Source organism: Type-D symbiont of Plautia stali, from assembly GCF_001485335.1.
In the GTDB taxonomy this organism is placed as follows: domain Bacteria; phylum Pseudomonadota; class Gammaproteobacteria; order Enterobacterales; family Enterobacteriaceae; genus Pantoea; species Pantoea vagans_C.
The window spans coordinates 47129-65636 of record NZ_BBOC01000021.1 but is presented as its reverse complement, the minus strand read 5'-3'; the positions used below and the strand labels follow the sequence as shown (position 1 = coordinate 65636).

Annotated in this window: 16 protein-coding genes and 1 pseudogene; 15 read left to right on the top strand and 2 right to left on the bottom strand. The window is 55.8% G+C overall.

Annotation, left to right across the window (positions count from 1 at the left end):
- Positions 1 to 8: 8 nt before the first annotated feature.
- Both PSSD_RS09135 and PSSD_RS09130 read right to left on the bottom strand, forming a co-directional pair.
- A complete protein-coding gene (locus PSSD_RS09135) occupies positions 9 to 362 on the bottom strand; it encodes a DUF1493 family protein (protein ID WP_058970833.1) in 354 nt (117 codons plus the stop codon).
- 34 nt (positions 363 to 396) lie between these two features.
- On the bottom strand, positions 397 to 1308 hold the full coding sequence (locus PSSD_RS09130; protein ID WP_058970819.1) for a LysR family transcriptional regulator: 912 nt from the start codon (positions 1306 to 1308) through the stop codon (positions 397 to 399).
- Between the two features lie 102 nt (positions 1309 to 1410).
- Between PSSD_RS09130 and PSSD_RS09125 the strand changes: the two genes are divergently transcribed.
- From PSSD_RS09125 to tssG, 15 genes and pseudogenes are all read left to right on the top strand, one after another.
- Positions 1411 to 2292, top strand: coding sequence for an alpha/beta hydrolase (locus PSSD_RS09125; protein WP_058970816.1), 882 nt, complete (start codon positions 1411 to 1413; stop codon positions 2290 to 2292).
- A gap of 475 nt (positions 2293 to 2767) precedes the next feature.
- Positions 2768 to 3420 (top strand): annotated as a pseudogene (gene tssL, locus PSSD_RS28430) (type VI secretion system protein TssL, short form).
- 35 nt (positions 3421 to 3455) lie between these two features.
- Entirely contained in the window at positions 3456 to 5969 is a 2514-nt protein-coding gene (locus PSSD_RS09115; RefSeq protein WP_058970810.1) for a DUF2345 domain-containing protein, read from the top strand.
- On the top strand, positions 5966 to 8110 hold the full coding sequence (locus PSSD_RS09110) for a T6SS effector phospholipase Tle3 domain-containing protein (RefSeq protein ID WP_058970807.1): 2145 nt from the start codon (positions 5966 to 5968) through the stop codon (positions 8108 to 8110). Before PSSD_RS09115 ends, PSSD_RS09110 begins: the two co-directional genes overlap by 4 nt.
- Before the next feature lie 17 nt (positions 8111 to 8127).
- Positions 8128 to 8874, top strand: coding sequence for a T6SS immunity protein Tli3 family protein (locus PSSD_RS09105; protein WP_082672299.1), 747 nt, complete (start codon positions 8128 to 8130; stop codon positions 8872 to 8874).
- Positions 8871 to 9614 (top strand): T6SS immunity protein Tli3 family protein, encoded by a 744-nt coding sequence (locus PSSD_RS09100; RefSeq protein WP_058970801.1) that lies wholly within the window; start codon positions 8871 to 8873, stop codon positions 9612 to 9614. Before PSSD_RS09105 ends, PSSD_RS09100 begins: the two co-directional genes overlap by 4 nt.
- Before the next feature lie 5 nt (positions 9615 to 9619).
- On the top strand, positions 9620 to 10099 hold the full coding sequence (locus tag PSSD_RS09095) for a hypothetical protein (RefSeq protein ID WP_058970798.1): 480 nt from the start codon (positions 9620 to 9622) through the stop codon (positions 10097 to 10099).
- 64 nt (positions 10100 to 10163) lie between these two features.
- Positions 10164 to 10418, top strand: coding sequence for a PAAR domain-containing protein (locus tag PSSD_RS09090; RefSeq protein WP_058970796.1), 255 nt, complete (start codon positions 10164 to 10166; stop codon positions 10416 to 10418).
- A 3-nt stretch (positions 10419 to 10421) separates the two neighbouring features.
- Complete coding sequence (locus tag PSSD_RS09085) at positions 10422 to 11531, top strand: KPHS_23130 family T6SS system protein (protein WP_058970793.1); 1110 nt, start codon at positions 10422 to 10424, stop codon at positions 11529 to 11531.
- Positions 11426 to 11833, top strand: a complete 408-nt coding sequence (locus tag PSSD_RS27725) for a hypothetical protein (RefSeq protein WP_167347663.1) — start codon at positions 11426 to 11428, stop codon at positions 11831 to 11833. The genes PSSD_RS09085 and PSSD_RS27725 overlap by 106 nt, the downstream gene beginning before the upstream one ends.
- A 1-nt stretch (position 11834) precedes the next feature.
- On the top strand, positions 11835 to 14120 hold the full coding sequence (locus PSSD_RS09075; protein ID WP_058970788.1) for an ImcF-related family protein: 2286 nt from the start codon (positions 11835 to 11837) through the stop codon (positions 14118 to 14120).
- Between the two features lie 41 nt (positions 14121 to 14161).
- Positions 14162 to 15124: a type VI secretion IcmF C-terminal domain-containing protein gene (locus PSSD_RS09070; RefSeq protein WP_058970785.1), complete on the top strand. Its 963-nt coding sequence runs from the start codon at positions 14162 to 14164 to the stop codon at positions 15122 to 15124.
- On the top strand, positions 15114 to 15647 hold the full coding sequence (gene tssJ / locus PSSD_RS09065) for a type VI secretion system lipoprotein TssJ (protein WP_058970783.1): 534 nt from the start codon (positions 15114 to 15116) through the stop codon (positions 15645 to 15647). The genes PSSD_RS09070 and tssJ overlap by 11 nt, the downstream gene beginning before the upstream one ends.
- A 2-nt stretch (positions 15648 to 15649) precedes the next feature.
- The gene (tssF, locus tag PSSD_RS09060) at positions 15650 to 17440 is read left to right on the top strand and encodes a type VI secretion system baseplate subunit TssF (protein ID WP_072214963.1); all 1791 of its coding nucleotides are present in this window, start codon (positions 15650 to 15652) and stop codon (positions 17438 to 17440) included.
- On the top strand, positions 17437 to 18483 hold the full coding sequence (gene tssG, locus PSSD_RS09055) for a type VI secretion system baseplate subunit TssG (protein ID WP_082672296.1): 1047 nt from the start codon (positions 17437 to 17439) through the stop codon (positions 18481 to 18483). Before tssF ends, tssG begins: the two co-directional genes overlap by 4 nt.
- Positions 18484 to 18508: the final 25 nt, after the last annotated feature.

Below are 18508 nucleotides of genomic sequence, written 5' to 3'. Positions count from 1 at the left end.
GAATTGTATTAAACATTCGCTCCCCTCAACACCCGCCACAGCTCACCAACCGTAATATCCCGCACCACCGCCCGCGGCTCCTTCTTCAACCACCCAATCAACCGACCCACCCCGAATAAATCCAGCCCCTCAGCAGTAAAAAGATACTCATTCTCGCCCAACCCAAACGTTTCCTTAAACGATCTCCCCTCAGTCACAAACGAAACCCCAAACCGCTTCTCTGCCTCTTCCAGCAGCTCAATTCCGTCGTCCCCAGCAATCCCCAAATCCGCTTCCAGCCGAGTATCCTCGGTAATCACCGACTTAACATCCCCTGAAATCTCACGCACAAAATCGATCACCTGCTGCAATGTGGGTTCCACGCTCACCTCCCGATTCATTCTCCATCCCCCTTATTCACTCCCCAACCCCCAGCGGCAAATCTTCCCGCAACGTCCCCAGCAAATACTCCACAAACACTCTCACCTTACTGTTCGTCATCTGCTTTGTCGCGAACACTGCGCTTATCGGCATCGACCCCACCGCAAACTCCCTTAACACCGGCACCAACGCCCCAGACGCCAAATCCGGTCCAGCCAGCCACGCCGGGAACTGCGTAATGCCCATCCCAGCTAATGCAGCAGCACGTTGCTGTTCACCGTCATTGCTTTGAAACCGTCCCTGAGGCATCAGCGTAAACGGTTTTCCGTGTCCATCTAAAAACCGCCACGGATGCACACCGCGTCCGCCATTGAAGGCAATGCACTGATGTCCGCTCAACTCAGCGGGTGAGGTGGGGGCACCATGCTTCGCAAGGTATTCCGGGCTGGCCAGCGTGATCAATGGGCTTTCCGCCAGCTTGCGTTGCGTCAGCGCCGAATCTTGCAATTCGCCGTGACGGATGGTGACATCGATATTCTCTTCTATCAGATTCACATGTCGTTCAGAGACACGCAGTTCGATGTTAAGCGCGGGGTGGCGTTCAAGCAGGGCAGGTAAGCGGGGCACTATGTAGAAGCGACCAAACACCGGCGCGACGGAGATGCGCAGCGTGCCTGCCGCCTCATCCGCACCGAACTTCACGCGGGTTTCCAGCTGCTCAAACTCATCGCGCAGGCGCACTGCGCCGTCGTAGAAGGCTTTGCCCGCTTCGGTTAAGGCGATGCCTCGGGATGAGCGCTTCAGGAGTTGCTGGTTGAACTGGCTCTCCAGCGCGGCGACCTGTTTACTGACGGCAGACTGGCCGACGCCCGCTTCTTTGGCAGCGGCGGAAAAGCTGCCGCACTCTACCACGCGCAAAAACAGTCGGATGGCATCAAGTCGGTCCATATGAAGTCCAGTCTGGAATAGATGGTATTCCATTAAGCCAGCTAGTTGCCGAAATGGGAATGGCTTAACGTGGCTCCACACCCAAACACGTTGGAGAACATCATGAACATGACCAGACATCCTTTAACCGCGCATGACCGTCATCAGGTCGCACAATCGCTGGCTGAACTGCAGGACCATCGCAGCAACTTTACGGGTTCGATGCGTGAATACTATGACGCGATGTGCGCTCAAACGCCTCTGGCGGACGGTGTGCGCATGGAGCAAACCGATGCCTCTGGTTGGTGGCTGCATCCTCAGGCCGCGCGCAGCGAACGTGTGATCGTATTCATTCACGGCGGCGCTTATATGCTGGGTAGCGCGCAGGCGTATCGCGGCTTTGCCAGTCAACTGGCGGCGCGTACCGGCTATTCAACCTTCGTGCTGGACTATTCGTTGGCACCGGAACATCCCTTCCCGGCGGCACCAGAGAAGGTGGTTGAAGTGCTGGAAGGACTCATCAGCAGTGGGATCACTCAAATCACTCTGGTAGGGGATTCAGCGGGTGGGGCGCTGGCATTGGTGGCGCTGCAATATCCGCAACTGGCCGCGTCTATCCGTTCGGCGGCGGTGTTTTCGCCTTGGACCGATCTGACTTTTAGCGGCGCATCGTTTAACGATCCAGAGATGCGCGATCCGATTTTCCAGCCCGCAATACTGCAGGATACCGCCAAAGGCTATTTGCAGGGCCATGATGCGCAAGATCAACGTGCATCCCCGCTGTTCGCAAATGCTGCTGCATTGCCACCTTTGTTAATTCAGGTCGGGAGCGAGGAGTTGCTGCTGGATGATGCTACTCGTCTGGCGAGCAAAGCCGCGGAACCAGGCGGTGCGGTGAAACTGGATATATATGACGGCATGCACCACGTGTTCCAGCGGGATATCCAGTTGGATGCTACGCGTCATGCATTGGATACAGCGGCGGCATTTATTCATCGCCATTAATTCGTGAGCGTCGACTCGGCCCTATAACGCCACCCTTGTTAAAGGCTACTTGATTCGCTGTATTGGAACCTACCTACGTTTTGCGACCGGTTGCCATTTGGGTACCGTCTCTTCTATTCGCTCGTAGGGAGCAATCAGATGAAATTCAGCCTTGTCTGCTACGTAGAGGAGCTTCAGCAATTCTGCTCAGGCTAACAATGTTGGGGCAGGACAAGGCTGTAGTCAGTACAAAAATAAACAATTAAATGGATCTAATTTTTGGAGCGTAAATTCGACTTAGATCAGGTTTTCATACTGTTTACTTGATTAACTGTCACCCTAGGTAATAGTATCTCTACCAGTGTGGCCTTGATGGGGCTTAGTGGATAAAGGCTCCAGCGTCATCTGTCAGCCATCACAAAGGGTAGTGCAAACAGTCTTAACTCCTAAAATTCAAACAGCGTTAAAGGATTAACAACGCTCAGATAACACCAGGATGGTGCCAATGATTTCTCAAGATTCCCACGTAACAATTTCTACCCTCGATACACTAATGCAGGATACCTGGCTGCTGGCGCTTGCTGTCCGTAACGGACAATCCATCACGGTTGATGATGCGCTCTACCAGCGTTGCTTTAGCATGGTCCATCAGGTCCAGGACCAACTCAATACAGCCGGTGCGCCAGGCCCTCTCTGCGACGAAATCAAATTTGCCCATTGCGTCTTTCTCGACGAACTGATCATGACCATTCCGGGCGCTGATATTTCAGCCTGGTGGAGGCGCACACCTTTGCAAGGCCACTTTCTTGGGCATCTCAATGGTGGCGAGCATTTCTACGAACACATCAAAATCTGCTGCGCGAACCAGCACCCTCAGAAACCTTACTGGTCTGCTATCAACGCATGCTGAAGTTTGGCTATTCAGGTAAATATCGGGTTGGAAACGACACTGAACGCCAGTCACTACTACAGCAACTGGAAAAGCGATTACCAGAAGTCGCGAAAACGGACGCTCATCGGGACATCGTTCGCTGTAGCGGCCCTGCAGAAATGCAGTGGTGGCGCTCGCCGCAGATGGCATTTGTTTCACTGCTTTTACTCACTGCGGGATTGTGGGGTGGATTGAGGTTGTTTTTACTGACTCAGTGACTGGGTTGAAACAGGGATAAAAGGGAAGGGAAACCATGGGAATTGCGGATTACATCATTGAGAGTGGTAAATACGGAGCTTGTAACCATTACCAACTCCGTCTGAAAAAACTCAGCCAGGAGCGCCCGGATATTCAGATTTCGGTGTTGAAATTCAGCGGCAGTGAAGCGCTGAGTCAGATCCCCCGGTATGAGGTTGAATTTACCAGCACCACCCGCGATATCCCTGCGACGCTGCTGATCAACTACTCTGCTGAATTGTTGATGTATCCGGATGGCAAACCCTGGGAAAAACTCACTCCGCGCATCGTGCCTGGCATCATCACGCAATTCCGTCAGCACAATACCAGCGCCGACCAGACCCACTACAGCGTTGTGCTTGAACACAAGATGGTGCGCATGACGCAGGGGCGCAACAGCGCAGTTTACCTCAATGACAGCATTATCAGTCTGACTGAAAAGACGCTGGAAAATCATCTGATTGACCGGTTGGGCTTTGTCCTGAAGCTCAACACCCGCTATCCGCTACGTGACTTTATGATGCAGTACGAAGAGTCCGATTATGCGCATATCGCCAGACGTCTGTCGGATGCCGGTGTGTCGTTCTATCGTCAGTATGATGAAGAAAGCAATGAAGATGCCATTATCTTCACCGATCACGCGCAGGGCTGGATAAAAGGTCCGGCAATACCTTTCCGACATCCTTCCGGGCTGTTTGACGGTGGCCTGGAATCGGTCTGGGATATGCATGTAGTTCGCAATGCCGTGCCGAAGCAGGTCGGCGTCAATGATGACAACTACCGCAGCGCACAAAGCGATATGAAAGCGGAAGCCCGCACCAGCGAGGAATATCGAGCATTACGTGGCACTGACCATCGCTGGGCGGAGCATTATCCCGATGCCGGAAAAGCGTATGAGGAGCAACCCGGCCAGGGCATCTGGTATGCAGGTATCCGCAGTGAACGTCATCTCAGTAAGCTGGTGACGTTTGAGGGTAAATCCAACTGCATGACGCTGCGCCCGGGGATGATCATCACGACCCCAGGTAAGGCGTGGCCAGATGCGCCAGAAGGGTTACTGGTCGTCAGCACTGATTGCGAGAATATCTCCCGCGATTCCGCTTATTTCATCACGTTCACGGCTGTTCCCTGGAGTCGTGATTTCACATGGCGACCAGAAGAACTCTCTTGGCCGACCATCAGCGGAACCTTGCCTGCCCGCGTATCATCAACGCAGGAAAATGATACCTACTCCCACATTGATACTCAGGGCCGTTATCGCATTCGCTTCGATCTTGACCGGGGTGAGTGGCAGAAGGGTTTTGAAAGCTGCTGGATACGCCTGGCAAAACCTTATGCAGGGGGAGAATACGGCTTCCACTGGCCGTTAATGGATGGCACTGGTGTAATGGTTGGCTTTGAAAGCGGTGATATTGATCGCCCGTATATCGCCCATGTCATGCACGATTCACGCCATGCTGACCATGTTGCCCAGCAGAACCACAAACGTAACATTCTGCTGACCCCGGCGCAGAACACCCTGCTGATGGATGACTGGCGCGGGCATGAGTTTATCCGGCTCAGTACTCCGCACTCCGGTATCAGTGAGCTGAACCTCGGTAGCCTGGTTGATAAAGAAAAGGCGCTGCGCGGTGAAGGCGCCGAGCTGCGTACCGATGCTCATATTGCTTTGCGCGGTGCCAGAGGCGTACTGCTCACCAGCGAGGCCCGGCCTAAAGCGGAAGGTCAGCAGCTGGATATGACCGCAACCATTGCGCAACTGGAAAAGGCGCTGGCGCTGGCTAAAACGCTGGAGCAGACAGCCTCTATGGCGCAGGCATCACCGGCAGGTACTGCCGCCCAGCAGGCGTTAAACATTTCTTTAAACACCTTAAAAGAACCTGGCGTGCTGGTACATGGCGAAGCCGGGATCGCACAGACCACGCCAGAATCCCTACAGCACACCGCAGGTAAAAACCTGATTGCCACCGCCGGGCAGGATGCCAGCTTCAGCGTCTTCCGCCAGTTCTCCGTTGCCGCAGGTCAGATGGTATCACTGTTTGCCCATAAGCTCGGCATGAAGCTGATTGCCGCTGCGGGCAAAGTGCAGATTCAGGCGCAGAAGGGCCAGATGGAGCTGACCTCATTCGCGGATATGCAGGTAACCAGTACCAATGGCCGGATTGTGCTGAATGCCAAACAGGAGCTGTTGTTGATGTGCGGTGGGGCCGGTATTCGCATTAAAGATGGTGTGATTGAAGAGCTGGGGCCGACCCGTATTGTGCAGAAAACGCCGAATCTGGTCTACCAGGGTGGCGACAGTATCAACCAGGCCATGCCGTCGTTTAAGGAAGGAGAGTATGCACTGAAGTACCGACTGCATATGGAGGGTGACCCTGAACATATTCTCAAAAATCAAAAGTTCCGCATTCACCGTCAGGACGGTTCGGTACTTGAAGGTATTACGGATGAGAACGGAGAGTCTCAGCTACTGAGCATGCATGAGCTGGAAAATGCGGCCCTTGAGCTCGTCAAAGGAGTGAAGCCATGAAAGATGATAAGCGCAATCCAAAATTTTTATCTAAGAACGATGTGTGTCGTCCCGCTGACAGTGGTGAGATGACCGTTCAAAACTGTGCGTGTAAACCCCCTCTACCCTGCATCGTCATTCTGGTGCATGGCGTGAACGATGTGGGTGAAGCTTATGAGAATCAGGATACCGGAATTTGCGCTGGTCTGAATGACCGTCTGGGTAGAACGGACTTGCATCCTCATGAATGGAAAACGCATGAGTTCATGATTTCGGATGCCGACGGGCGTATATCGACCAAAACCTGCTCGGTGACGGATCAGACCTGCGTGGGTGAAGTGAACCGTTCCCCGGTGATTCCATTCTACTGGGGATACAAACCCGTGGAACACGCGGCCTTTGTTGCTGACCAGCAGCGCTACCGGGAAGAACTGCGAAGAAATAAAAATGCTGCCGATCTGGCCTACGACACCTACAAAGAGAATGATGCCCGCATCATAAAGAACCACGATAACGCCAATATTGATAACCTGAGGAACTGGCTCGATCCTGCTTCAGCGAAAGGCGGCGGGACCTTCGCCAATGCCACAACCTGTATTCCGGATATGTTCGGCCCGGGGGGCGCTGGCATGAACATCGCCATTATTGGCAAACTGATGTCGCGTTGGGAGGGACCTGGAGGGAATAAAAAGGACTGGAGCCATCCGATATATCAGAATCCTCATCGTATTTACCAGGCTTACGCTGCCCGGCGTCTGGCGGATTTGATTCTGGCGATCAGACAAAACCCACAGGCTCAATTTGATACCATCAATATTGTTGCCCACAGTCAGGGGACGCTGATCACCATTCTGGCCAATATGTGGGTCAAAGCCGAAGGCGTAGAACCTGCTGACTGTACGGTACTGAATCATTCTCCCTACTCGCTGGAAAGCCGGATACTGGAAGATACGCTTCCGGGTAACCAGCAGTCCTCTTCGGGGCGGCAAAAAACGCTGGCGAATTTCTGCCGACTGATGGCGACTAACCCGCGCTATCAGCCAGGAAATCCGGCTCATGATCCTGCCTATATTCAGAGCATCACCGATACGGGCTGCCTGGCGTTAAAAGCGCAAAACAGCCTGTGGAGTGACGCCCGTTACAGCCGCAACAACTTCGGTATGGTGTACAACTACTTTTGCCCCAATGACCAGGTCGTGTCCATGTTGCCGATACAGGGATTTGGCTGGCGGGGAATACCCGACAATATCTACAGCGCGATGGGGGACAATCTGCGCCAGCGGGTGTTCTGCAAAGACCAGAGGGTAGGCGAGAAAAGTGGCTGTCACTTTGTCCCTCCCTTGGAACAGCCGGACGATCCCGAAAAGAACCCAAGCTATTCGTATACCGACGTCACGGTAAGCGGCCTGCCTTTACCTGAGCCTTTTGATTTTAAGCTGATGGCTCAGGGAGCAGACAACTACAAGGCAAAGCTGTCGGGTAACGACCCGAAAATCGCCAGAGCAGCGATGAGGTCTGAGCGTTTTATTGACGAGAGTAAAAGTGTGCCAGTCCCTAATACTCCGGCTTTTTACGGCAGATTAAATAATAACAGCCCGCTGACTGACAGACAGCTGTCTGAGCTTCAGGCTCGTTTTGATGCCGAGGATATTAATCTAGAACCGGGGGAAAAACGGGAAATTGTTGATGGACGCTTTACTGGCCATCCTGGCGGTCCCCAGAGTATCACTTATCGTCGCCGCATGACTGAAAAGGAGCTTAAAAGAGCGATAGACATGGATACTTCCTTCAGCCAGCACTCCTCCATTGTGGCCAGTGTTGAGGTTTCACGAAAATCAACGGCCTATGACCTGGCGATTGGCCATAACAATGCTTATGAAGACAGAGATTTTTGGGAGAGTTTGCTGTTAAGCGCGGACTGGCGCAGGCCGGATAACCCTGAGCCTAAAGTAGAAAGATACTACAAGGAAGGTGTCTTACCTGATGATTTTAAAAAGTTGATGAACAAGCCGGAAACCGGAGATAAACCCATGCCAACAGGCGAGTTCGGCGTGGTGAATGACTATGGCTCACGTCAGCGCGTTCAACCGGGAACGAAACGGGATATGGAAAATACAATGGTGGATGTCCTGCAATGGGATATGCCCAAGCCGCTGGTTTAAGTACAAGGATTATGGCGATGAAAAAGGAACTGATTTTATTAACCGGGTTACTGGTTCTTGCCGGATGCCAGGCAGCACCTAAAACACCACCCACTCAGGTTATTTATCGTTTTGACGATCACCGCTATCTGGAACTGGTCGGATTTAACTGCGAAGGCGCGCTCTGGTTTACGGATACGCAGCGTCATATCCACAGCGAAGTGTCATCGCAGTTTTATCGAATTTTCACTAAAAATTATATTCATCCTTCTGAAAAATACATTGCGATAACCTATTACGACATTTCGGGTGTAATGGTATCTAAAGACTATGGCAGGACTTGGCATAATGCCCGTTTTATGCCGGGTGGGGGAGCAAAGCGCTATGGAGCCTCGAGTCCGGAAAGAGAAGATGTGGTGTCTTTTACCGTCGTAAACAATCAGGGTTTTATTCAGACCAAATCAGGCGATCTCTATATGAGCTCAAAGCCTTTTGATGACCCGCGTCTGCTTCCTGGTGGTGAAGGTATTCCTTATACCTACAAGGATGTACATAACAATCCGAAAAATGCCCGGTTAATGCCCGGGAGTTCAGGCCTTGATTGGGGCAGGCAGTATATTTCATGGAATGCAGTAAATGATAAAAAACCGTGGTCGATTTTTGCCTGGAAACCCAACTGGCAGAACATCCCCAATCAAGTCCCTGACGTTAAAAACTACAAGGGTTGGGACCGTATGCAGTGCAATCCGGATTTAGGGCTGTCCACAGCGGAGCCGGGTAAATGAAAAAGAAACTGATTTTATTAAGCGGATTATTTGTACTTGCCGGGTGTCAGGCTGTACCTAAAGCGCCACCGACTCAGGTTGTATATCGCTTTGACGATCACCGCTATCTTGAACTGGTGGGATTTAATTGCGAAGGCGCACTCTGGTTTACTGACACTCAGCGTAATATCCATAGCGAAGTGTCATCGCAGTTTTATCGTGTCTTTACTAAAAAATATATCCACCCTTCTGATAAATATATTGCGATAACCTATTATGATGTTTCAGGTGTAATGGTTTCTAAAGACTATGGCGAAACATGGCACGATGCCCGATTTATGCCGGGTGGCGGAGCAGAGCGATATGGCGATGATAAGCCGTCCTTAGAAGATGTGGTGTCTTTTACCGTTGTAAACAATCAGGGCTTTATTAAGACCAAATCAGGCGATCTCTATATGAGCTCAAAGCCTTTTGATGATCCGCGTCTACTTCCTGGTGGTGAAGGTATTCCTTATACCTACAAGGATGTACATAACAATCCGAAAAATGCCCGGTTGATGCCCGGGAGTTCAGGCCTTGATTGGGGCAGGCAGTATATTTCATGGAATGCAGTAAACGATAAAAAACCGTGGTCGATTTCTGCCTGGAAACCCAACTGGCAAAACATTCCCAATCATGTTCCTGACGTTAAAAACTACAAGGGTTGGGACCGTATGCATTGCAACCCGGAATTGGGATTGTCTACAGATAAACAAGGATGAGCATAATGAACCAACAAACCGTAATTAAATTTATTACTGTGATGATATTTTTTCTGGTTGGCTGCGTAACGACAAGCGCCAACTCTTCATGTCCTGATATGCAAGGTAGTTATAAAATCGAGGGCAGTGCAGACCTTTATATCAAAAGAAACGCTGCTGGCGAATATATGGCAATTGTTGGCAGTGATGATTCTTTACAATTTGTGACTGTTATTACCGTCGATAAAGATGACCTTGAGCGAGAAAACTTTCCGGAGTGCAGCATCATACTGCAAGGTGCAGGTATTCTTATCCCCTCTGATAAGGAAAAAACATATAGCGTATTAGCGCAATCGCAAAACTACACAACTGAGCGTAAACCCGGAACGCCATTTGTGTTGATGGTGATGTCTGGATTTTACTCTGATGCCTTTGGTGTTGATAAAACAGCTGCGACATTACCCGCAGAAATTTCAGAACGGTTTAGCAAAGGGAATGCTCAATGAAAAACATAAAAACAACGATTACTCGCCAGTAAATATTTACAGAATGAACTAAAAGGGCAAAGAAATGCGCGGAGTCATTCGATTAGGCGATCCCCATTCGCACGGCGGCAAAGTTGCTACTGCCTCTGGAGCGTTGTTTGACGGTAAAAAAGTGATGCTGGCGGGGGACGCGGTTTCATGCCCACAGCACGGCCAGGTGGCGGTCACTGAAGGTCACCCGACCTGGACCATGTCCGGCAAAGCGGTGATTGTGGATGGATGTCAGGCAAAATGCGGCTGCGTGTTGCGCACCACGTTGCCGAATGCAGGAGCAGAGTAAAGCATGCGATGGATTTTGCCGCCGGTGGCGCGTCAGTCGCGCCCGGCGTTTCCGGCCTGGTGGATGTGGGTATTGCTGCCGTTAGTCTGTGTGTCGGTGGCCGGGGTGATACTGCTGTTCACCTGGCCGCTGGAGCGTGGCTTTGCCAGCCTGCGTTTCTGGTTCTGGCTGCTGGCCGCGCCGTTGCTGGTCGCCGGTGCGCTTGGGCTGTTCTGGCTGAGCCATCTGCTCCATCAGCGCCGCGAAATTGATTTCCGGCACCTGTTTCTTGATCGTCAGCAGGCGCAGTGGAGAACGCAGGGCCACAGCGCCCTGAAGCTGGCAGCCTGGCATCTGGTCACTCCCGAGCCAGAGCTGATGGAGCGTATCACCGGCATAAGCGGTGTGCCACCTGAGGCCCCGCCGGTCACGCTGCGTTTGCCTGTGGAAGAAGGCAGCATGCTCGGGGAATCTCCGCTGCGCCAGCTGTTTACTGCGTTGCTGGGGCCATTGCAGCCCGCACTCAGTGCGCTTCCGGTGGTGGACATCTGGCTCAGTGCAGCAGGTCAGCCGGAAGAGGACTGCCGTCAGGCGCTGATGCAGGCATGGCTACGCCAGCAGGGCCGTCAGCTCTCCGCCAGCCGCCTTAACTGGCTGTCTCAGCCTGCAGGGGCCGAACTGCTGGAAACATGGTGTGATGAACCTGCCGATATTCCACGCCTGCTGCTGTGCCTGCACCAGATCACGGATGACAGCAAGGCAGCCGAATTCAGCGCGGCGCTGCTGTTTATACCGCACAACCAGCGCCTGCCGGAACAACTGCCGTTCCGCCCGGTCTGGCTCTTCCGCCCGCTGCTGACGTCTGCCTCTGCACCAGAAAAAAACTTAACGCATGGCTGGACGTGCAGCAACTGCCACCGGGCCACCGCCGACATTTATGGGATGCCGGGCTTGATCCCCGCGCCCGCAATACGCTGCTCTCCGTGCTGGATATCGCTGGGGATCCGCTGCCAGCCGAAGGTCAGCATTTGCTGCCCGCTTTGGTGGGCGATCAGGGCCGCTCCGGTTTTGTGCTGGCGCTCACGCTGGCCGCAGCGGCCACCGACACCGGCCAGCAGGGCCAGCTGGTGGTGACGCCATGCGGTGATAATCTCGCCTGCGTGCAGCTGAGCGTCCGTCCAGCCGATCCCGTTGCCTGGCCGCAGGACAGGATTTCCCGCTATCCCCTGGCGTGGCTGGGGGCTTCCGCCTGTCTTATTACCCTGTTCGGCCTGTTGCCGCCTCCCTCCGTTCGCCTGGCCCTGTGGCCGTGGCTGGCGGGGGGCTTTATCTTTTATGTCCTGCTGCTGACGTTCGCCGTACCACTAGCGCTGAAACTCTGGCACTACCGCCTGGACGATGAATGGCTGAACCCGGACGTATCCTCTCATGAGTAAAATGGCTTCACTGTTCTGGCTGCTGGTTGCCCTGCTGTTACTGGCGCTGTGCCACGTTCAGGCCCCGGTATGGTTCACCGACCCGGCTACCGTCTGGATTGTGCAGGCCGGAATTATTCTGCTCTGGCTGCTGGTGGCCCGTTTTGGCTTTGCCGTGCAGTTGCTTGCCTGGCGTTTTCCGACGGATAAGCAGGAAGAGGAAGCAGAGCGGGTCTTTGGCCCGCTGTGTGAACGACATCCGCTGTCCCTCTGGCCATGGCGCAAAAAACGGCTACCGTGGCTGCTGGTCACCGGGCAGACGGAACACGTTAATGCCCTGCTGCCGGGGCTGACGGAAGAACGCTGGCAGGTGAGCTGGCGTGGCATCCTGCTCTGGTGTGGTGAACCCGGTCAGATAGCGGATGCAGATCTCACCTGGCTGAAACGACGCCGGAGACGTTGTGCCCTTAGCGCAATGCTGTGGGTGACCGACGCCGCCGATACGCCATCCCGTGATGAACACACGCAGCACGCACTCTGGCGGCAGCTGAAACGCACAGGAGAACGCCTTGGCTGGCGTCTGCCGGTTTATGCCATGGCACAGCGGGCGGATGAACATGAACAATATGATCGCCCGCGTCAGAGCACCGGCGTCTGCTGGACGCCGGGCATGCAGAAAAATATTTCTGACGAGCTGAAAGCGCTGGCTCCCTCGCTGGTAACCGATGGCATGGCGCAGGTGCAGCACAACCGCCGCTGGAGCTGGCTGTTGCAGCTGGCGCAGGACATCCGCGAAGGGACGCTGGTGACGCTCACCGCTGCCCTGCAGCCGCTGGCAGGCATACGCAGCGGCGTCCTGTTCGCAGGGCTGTTTATGATGCCGCCCGCACCACCGGGCCAGCACGCCGGTTACCGGGAGTGCAGTCTGTCGCCCGCATGGTACGGCGTACTGCATCAGGCCAGCATTCGCCGGGGCCGCCGTGACCGGCTGACACTGCGCGACGGACTGTTTCGTGGCCTGCTGCTGGCGATGGCGCTGTGGTGCACGGGCATGCTGACGTCGGCGTATCTGAATACCCGCCTTGTCCGTGAGAACAGTGCGCTGCTGGCACAAATGATCGCGTCTGCCTCACAGCCAGAGCAATTGCACCAACTGCGTGAACTGCAGCGCCGGACTGATGTGTTGCTGTACCGCGCCCGCGAGGGCACGCCGCTGCAATTGCGCTTCGGGCTGGACCAGAATGCCCGTGAACTACACCGCTTGTGGTCCGCCTGGCAGCAGCAGAGTCAGCGCCTGATGCTGAGCCCCGTGATGGCAGCACTTTCCACACAGTTGCGTCAGTACGCTGATCTGCCACCGGATGCACCGGAACGCCGCACCCGCGCGACGGAGGCCTATGACCAGCTGAAAGCGTACCTGATGCTGACCCAGCCAGAGCAGGCAGAACCCACGTTTCTTAATCAGACGCTGGTTCCACTGTGGTATGCGCCGGACAGCCGTATCCGTCCCGGCGAATGGCTGATGCTCTCCACGGATATGCTGGGATTTTACAGCCGCGAACTGCCTTACCATCCCGACTGGCGTCAGCGTGCGAACGCGCCGCTGGTGGCCGCCGTGCGCACGCTGTTGCGCAGTCAGAAAGGGTTGCGTAACAGCGAGAACGCGCTCTACCAGTCGGTGCTGCAGCAGGCGATGAAGCGCCATCCTGCCGTTTCCCTGAGCGACCTGATGGCCAGACGTGATGGCGACAGCCTGCTTGACACTGACGCCACCCTGCCGGGGATTTTCACCCGCGAGGCCTGGGAGCAGGACGTGCGAACGCTGATTGCCCGCGTGGCCGCCAGCCGTCAGGTAACAACTGACCGGGTGCTGGACGATGGCAAAACGGCTGCCATGAAGGTGCTGAGCGAGGAGGCACTGCGCACCCGCCTTACTGAGCGCTATTTCGCCGATTATGCAGCAGCATGGCTGGCATTCATTAACAGTATCCAGTGGCAGCGCGGTGCCACGCTGAGCGATACACTCGACCAGCTGAGCCTGCTGGGCGACAGCCAGCGCTCGCCGTTGCCGCCGCTGCTGACACTGCTGCGCTGGCAGGCGGGCGTCGGCCAGGAGGGACGAACCGCAGGTGAGTCGCTGCTGAATTCAGCAAAACAGCTGGTCACCGGTGACAGCGATACAGGCGTTACCGGCCTCAGCCGCACGGAGAGCAAACCCGCTGACGTGGTGGTGCAGACCTTCGCGCCGCTGCTGGCGCTGATGCCTGCTGAAGACGGAAAAACGGCAGCGCACCACCCGGCGGGCTGACGCTGCAGGATTATCTGCTGCAGGTCACTCAGGTTCGACTGATGCTGCAGCAGGTGACGACTGCCAGCGACCCGCAGGCTGGGATGCTCTCCCTGATGCAAGAAGCGCTGAACAGCCGTGACAGCGTGCTCGCTATCGCCCGCAGCCGGGGGGCGCTGCTGGCGGCCAGCCTCGGCCAGGACTGGAGCGGATTTGCCGCCGCCTTCAGCGAACCGCTGGACCAGGCCTGGCAGAGCGTGATGGAGCCTGCCGCTGCGGCCCTTAACGGTGCCTGGCAGCAGCGGGTGGTGAACAGCTGGCAGGAAGGTTTTGGCGGGCGATACCCGTTTGTCAGCAGTACCAGCGACGCCTCTGTACCGCTGCTGGCTCATTTTATCGCTCCGCAGAGCGGTGTTGTTGAGCAGTTTGTCAGCCAGCAGTTACATGGCCTGGTGGAAAAACAGGGCGATGAATGGGTGCCGGTAGCTTCCGCGCAGCAGACGCTGACTGTCAGTCCCGCATTTTTCAACGCCATCAACCTTTTATCACGTACCGGGAGGCTGGCTTTTGCCTCGGGAGAAGCCAACCTGCGCTTCGACGTCCAGATGCGTCCGCAGCGCGGCATTATGGAAACCACGCTGCTGCTTGACGACGCCATGCTCAAATACTTCAACCAGCAGGCAGAATGGATGTCCTTCCGCTGGCCGGACAGGCAGACCGCCAGCCCACAGGCGGTGCTGAGCTACATTCCTCTCAATCAGAGCGGTGACACCGCACTGCCACCGGAAACAGCACAGCGTTTCAGCGGCCCGTGGGCGCTGATACGCCTGCTGGACCAGAGCCGTCGCGAGCAGATTGACGGCAGCCGCTGGCGGGTCAGTTGGAGCGGCAGGAACGGACAGCCGCTCTCGCTGATTCTGCGCACAGAGAGCTATGGCGGGCCGCTCGACCTGCTGAAGCTGCGGGGATTTAAGCTGCCTGCTGCCGTCTTTTCTGCCGATGGCGGAGGTAACGATGAACAGTAAGTTATCAGCGCTGTCCCGTATTGCCCTGCCGCTGGCGGTGGCACTGATGCTGACAGGCTGTGGCCTGACCCAGAGTGTGAAAAAAGGGGCCGCCAGCGTCAGCCGGGCGGTGTTTTATCCGACGGTGGAGACGCTGCACCTGCAACTGACTGCCCGCGCCGCGCTGAACAGCGATGAAGGCCAGATGTCCTCGCCGGTCGAAGTGCGTATCTGGCCGCTGCGCAACGCGGCAGCCTTTACTCAGGCCAGCTACAGCACTCTGCTCAGGCAGGATGGTGCCGCGATCGCACAGAGTCTGTCGGGCACGCCGGTCACAGTCAGGGTGCTGCCAGGCAACACCACTACGGTGGATGTTCCGCTGGCGGATGACGTGCAGGCCGTGGGAGTGGCAGCCTTTTTCCTTTATCCGGATATGGCGAAGGACAGTTGGCGCATTACGCTGCTGCGTACAGAGATGGACGCGGATAATCCCAGCGTTATCGAACTGAATAACCGCGAACTGCGGGTACGGAACAGGGAGTAACCGTGTCAGACCACGAATTTTTACGCTACTTTGATAGTGAGATGCGCTGGTTGAAGGCCGCTGCGCGTGAGTTTGCTGAGCAACATCCGGAGGCAGGCCGCCGCCTCGGCGTAGACGGCATGTCGCTGAAGAGAGAGGAGTCGGTGGAGCAGCTGTTTCAGGGCTTCTCGCTGATGATGGCCCAGATGCGGCGCAAGCTTGATGACGACATCCCCGAGCTGACCGAGCCATTGCTGAGCCACCTGCTGCCGGTGGTCAACCGCACGCTGCCTTCCACCGCCGTGTTGGAGCTGAATCCGGCAGAGCCGGAGACGTATCTGCAGGCACAGACGCTTGCTGCTGGAACCGGTCTGCTGAGCCTGCCAGTGAGTACCGCCGAACGCCAGAACGGCATACGCTGCCCGTACCGCACCACGCAGGATCTGGTCATTCATCCGTTCCGACTGCAGCGCGTCACGCGTCACACCCGCCCGGACGGCCTTCAGACCCTGAGGCTGCGCTTCACTTTTCCCGTACAGAGCGAGCCCCGCACGCTTCATCTGCGAGATATTCCACTTTACATCACCGGCGACCGCGTGCAGCAGTCGCTGCTCTATCAGACACTGACCCAGTATATCCGCGAGGTGCGACTGCATTACAGCGGTGACCCAGAACCCTATCCGTTTGCGGCCAGCTTCACGCCGTGTTGGCAGCATTCACTGCCTTCGCTGTGGCCCGGCAGCGAAAGCCCGGCGCTGTGCGGTGAAATAAGGCCGTTGCTGGAATATTTTACCGCGCCGTCGCGCTTTTTCTTTCTGATGCTTAACTCTCCGCAGGACATCAGCCTCGCGCCAGACGCCAGGCACATTGAACTGGAACTGGTACTGAGCCAGGCATTACCGTATGAGATTGCCATCGCGGAAGATGCCCTGCGCATGCACTGCGTGACGCTGATTAACCTGTTCCGCCTTGCCGGGGAGCCACTACTGACCCGCCCGGCGGAGCTGGACTATCGCCTGCGCCCACACCGCCTTACCGACGGGCATACCGAAATCTACAGCGTGGACACGGTGGTGCAGAAGGATGAGGAAGATGATGAACGCTATCCCTACACGCCCTACAGTCACTTCCGGCAGAAGGGTGGGATGCTGAAATATGCATCGTCGTGGCCCGAACGTTATTTCCATACGCGCATCTGGCGCGGCGTCAGCGGCCTGCATGACACCCTGCTGATGCTGGGTGGCCGCGCGCATGAGCAGCAGCTCGGCGTGAAACTGTTGCTCGATCTCACCTGTACCAATGGTGCGTTTCCGCGTATGGCGCTGCAGCAGGCGCTCTTTGATGCTGATTACACTACCGGCAATCTTGTGATGCGCGGACAGACCCGCAGCGTGCCGACGCTGCCGTACTACCCGCCAGCGACAAAGTTATATCAATGGCACCTGATGTCGCTGCTGCATCCACGCGCTCTCAGCCAGATGATCAATGATGCTGCAAGCCTCCGCGCCGTGCTGACGTTATTCGACTGGAGCGACGACGAAAACAACCGCCGCCGTATCAGCGGTATCCGCCACGTCAGCTGGCGTCAGGACTATAACTCGACGTATCACTGGCACGGCGTGCGCATTCGCGTGGCGCTCGATGAAACGCAGTTCAGCGGCACCGGTGATGCCCGCCTGTTCTGCGAGCTGCTGGAGCAGTTCCTGACGCAGTACGCCAGCTTGTTGCGCTTTACCCAACTGACGGTGCTGTTGACCGCTTCTGGCACCGAATGGGCCTGGCCTGAACGACGCATTGACAGGGTGCTGATGTGAGCATAGATAACAAAGAAAACAGCCAGCCGTTGCCACCTTTCTGGTTGGATGATAACGGTCGTGACCAAACGGCGCGGTATAATTTTTATCGTTTCTGCCAGTTGCTGGAGCAGACGACCGGCAGCCGTCTCGGCACGGGCCGTACGCCAGAGAGTGATCCGGTGCGCTTTCGCCCCGATCCACATCTGGGATTTCCCGCCGGGGAGCTGAAACGCACAGAAACTGACGCTGACAATCCGGATGCCGCGCCAACGGTCAGAACCCATTTCTTCGGCTTATACGGCGTGGATTCGCCGTTGCCCACCAGCATCATTGACGATATCAATCAGGGCCGCGACGGTGCGGATGCGATGGCAGCGTTTCTGGATATCTTCAATCATCGCTTGATGACACAGTTTTACCGCATCTGGCGTAAATACAACTATCCGGCCAGCTTTGAACCGGGCGGTACAGATAATGTTTCGCAAAGCCTGATGGCGCTTACGGGCATCACCCACAGCGGCGATCAACCGTCATCACGCCTGCTGGCAATATTGCAACCACTCTTGCATACCACGCACACCGCGGAAGGCATTGTAGCGGTGATCAACAGCCAGGCACCGAATACCAAAGTTGAGGTTTTTGCACACCATCCGGTGAGGATGCCAGTGGCAAAACGCGCCCGGCTCTCAATACGCGGCAGCATGACGCTCGATCAAAATCCGATACTGGGCGATGAAACACGCGTTGCGGGGTACTGCTCGCGGGTCGAGCTCTCAACAGACGATCCCGCAGAAGCGAAGGGCTGGATGCCTGACGGACAACTCCGCCAAGACGTGATGGCGCTGCTGTGCACCTTGCTGGGCTGTGATTACGATTTGCGATTCTGGCTGACGGTGCCGACCCGGCTGCTGCCGGTGCCCCGGTTGGGCGATGCCGGATTGTTCAACGGATACAATGTGATGCTGGGGTTGAGGGACGACAATCAGCACACGATGCCAGAAAGCACGCGTATCCGGGTGGGGCGCTTGCGCGAGGAGCCGCTTTATTGTCGAGTTCGGTGACCGTCTGAGCGATCACCTTTAATAC

What these genes read in the sequence shown, in the direction of transcription:
- tssJ (WP_058970783.1), top strand. Translation starts at nt 15,114, where the DNA reads ATGAACAGTAAGTTATCAGCGCTGTCCCGTATTGCCCTGCCGCTGGCG.
- PSSD_RS09115 (WP_058970810.1), top strand. Translation starts at nt 3,456, where the DNA reads ATGGGAATTGCGGATTACATCATTGAGAGTGGTAAATACGGAGCTTGT.
- PSSD_RS09125 (WP_058970816.1), top strand. Translation starts at nt 1,411, where the DNA reads ATGAACATGACCAGACATCCTTTAACCGCGCATGACCGTCATCAGGTC.
- PSSD_RS09070 (WP_058970785.1), top strand. Translation starts at nt 14,162, where the DNA reads ATGCTGCAGCAGGTGACGACTGCCAGCGACCCGCAGGCTGGGATGCTC.
- PSSD_RS09085 (WP_058970793.1), top strand. Translation starts at nt 10,422, where the DNA reads ATGCGATGGATTTTGCCGCCGGTGGCGCGTCAGTCGCGCCCGGCGTTT.
- PSSD_RS09110 (WP_058970807.1), top strand. Translation starts at nt 5,966, where the DNA reads ATGAAAGATGATAAGCGCAATCCAAAATTTTTATCTAAGAACGATGTG.
- PSSD_RS09100 (WP_058970801.1), top strand. Translation starts at nt 8,871, where the DNA reads ATGAAAAAGAAACTGATTTTATTAAGCGGATTATTTGTACTTGCCGGG.
- PSSD_RS09130 (WP_058970819.1), bottom strand. Translation starts at nt 1,308, where the DNA reads ATGGACCGACTTGATGCCATCCGACTGTTTTTGCGCGTGGTAGAGTGC.
- PSSD_RS09105 (WP_082672299.1), top strand. Translation starts at nt 8,128, where the DNA reads ATGAAAAAGGAACTGATTTTATTAACCGGGTTACTGGTTCTTGCCGGA.
- PSSD_RS09075 (WP_058970788.1), top strand. Translation starts at nt 11,835, where the DNA reads ATGGCTTCACTGTTCTGGCTGCTGGTTGCCCTGCTGTTACTGGCGCTG.
- PSSD_RS09090 (WP_058970796.1), top strand. Translation starts at nt 10,164, where the DNA reads ATGCGCGGAGTCATTCGATTAGGCGATCCCCATTCGCACGGCGGCAAA.
- PSSD_RS09095 (WP_058970798.1), top strand. Translation starts at nt 9,620, where the DNA reads ATGAACCAACAAACCGTAATTAAATTTATTACTGTGATGATATTTTTT.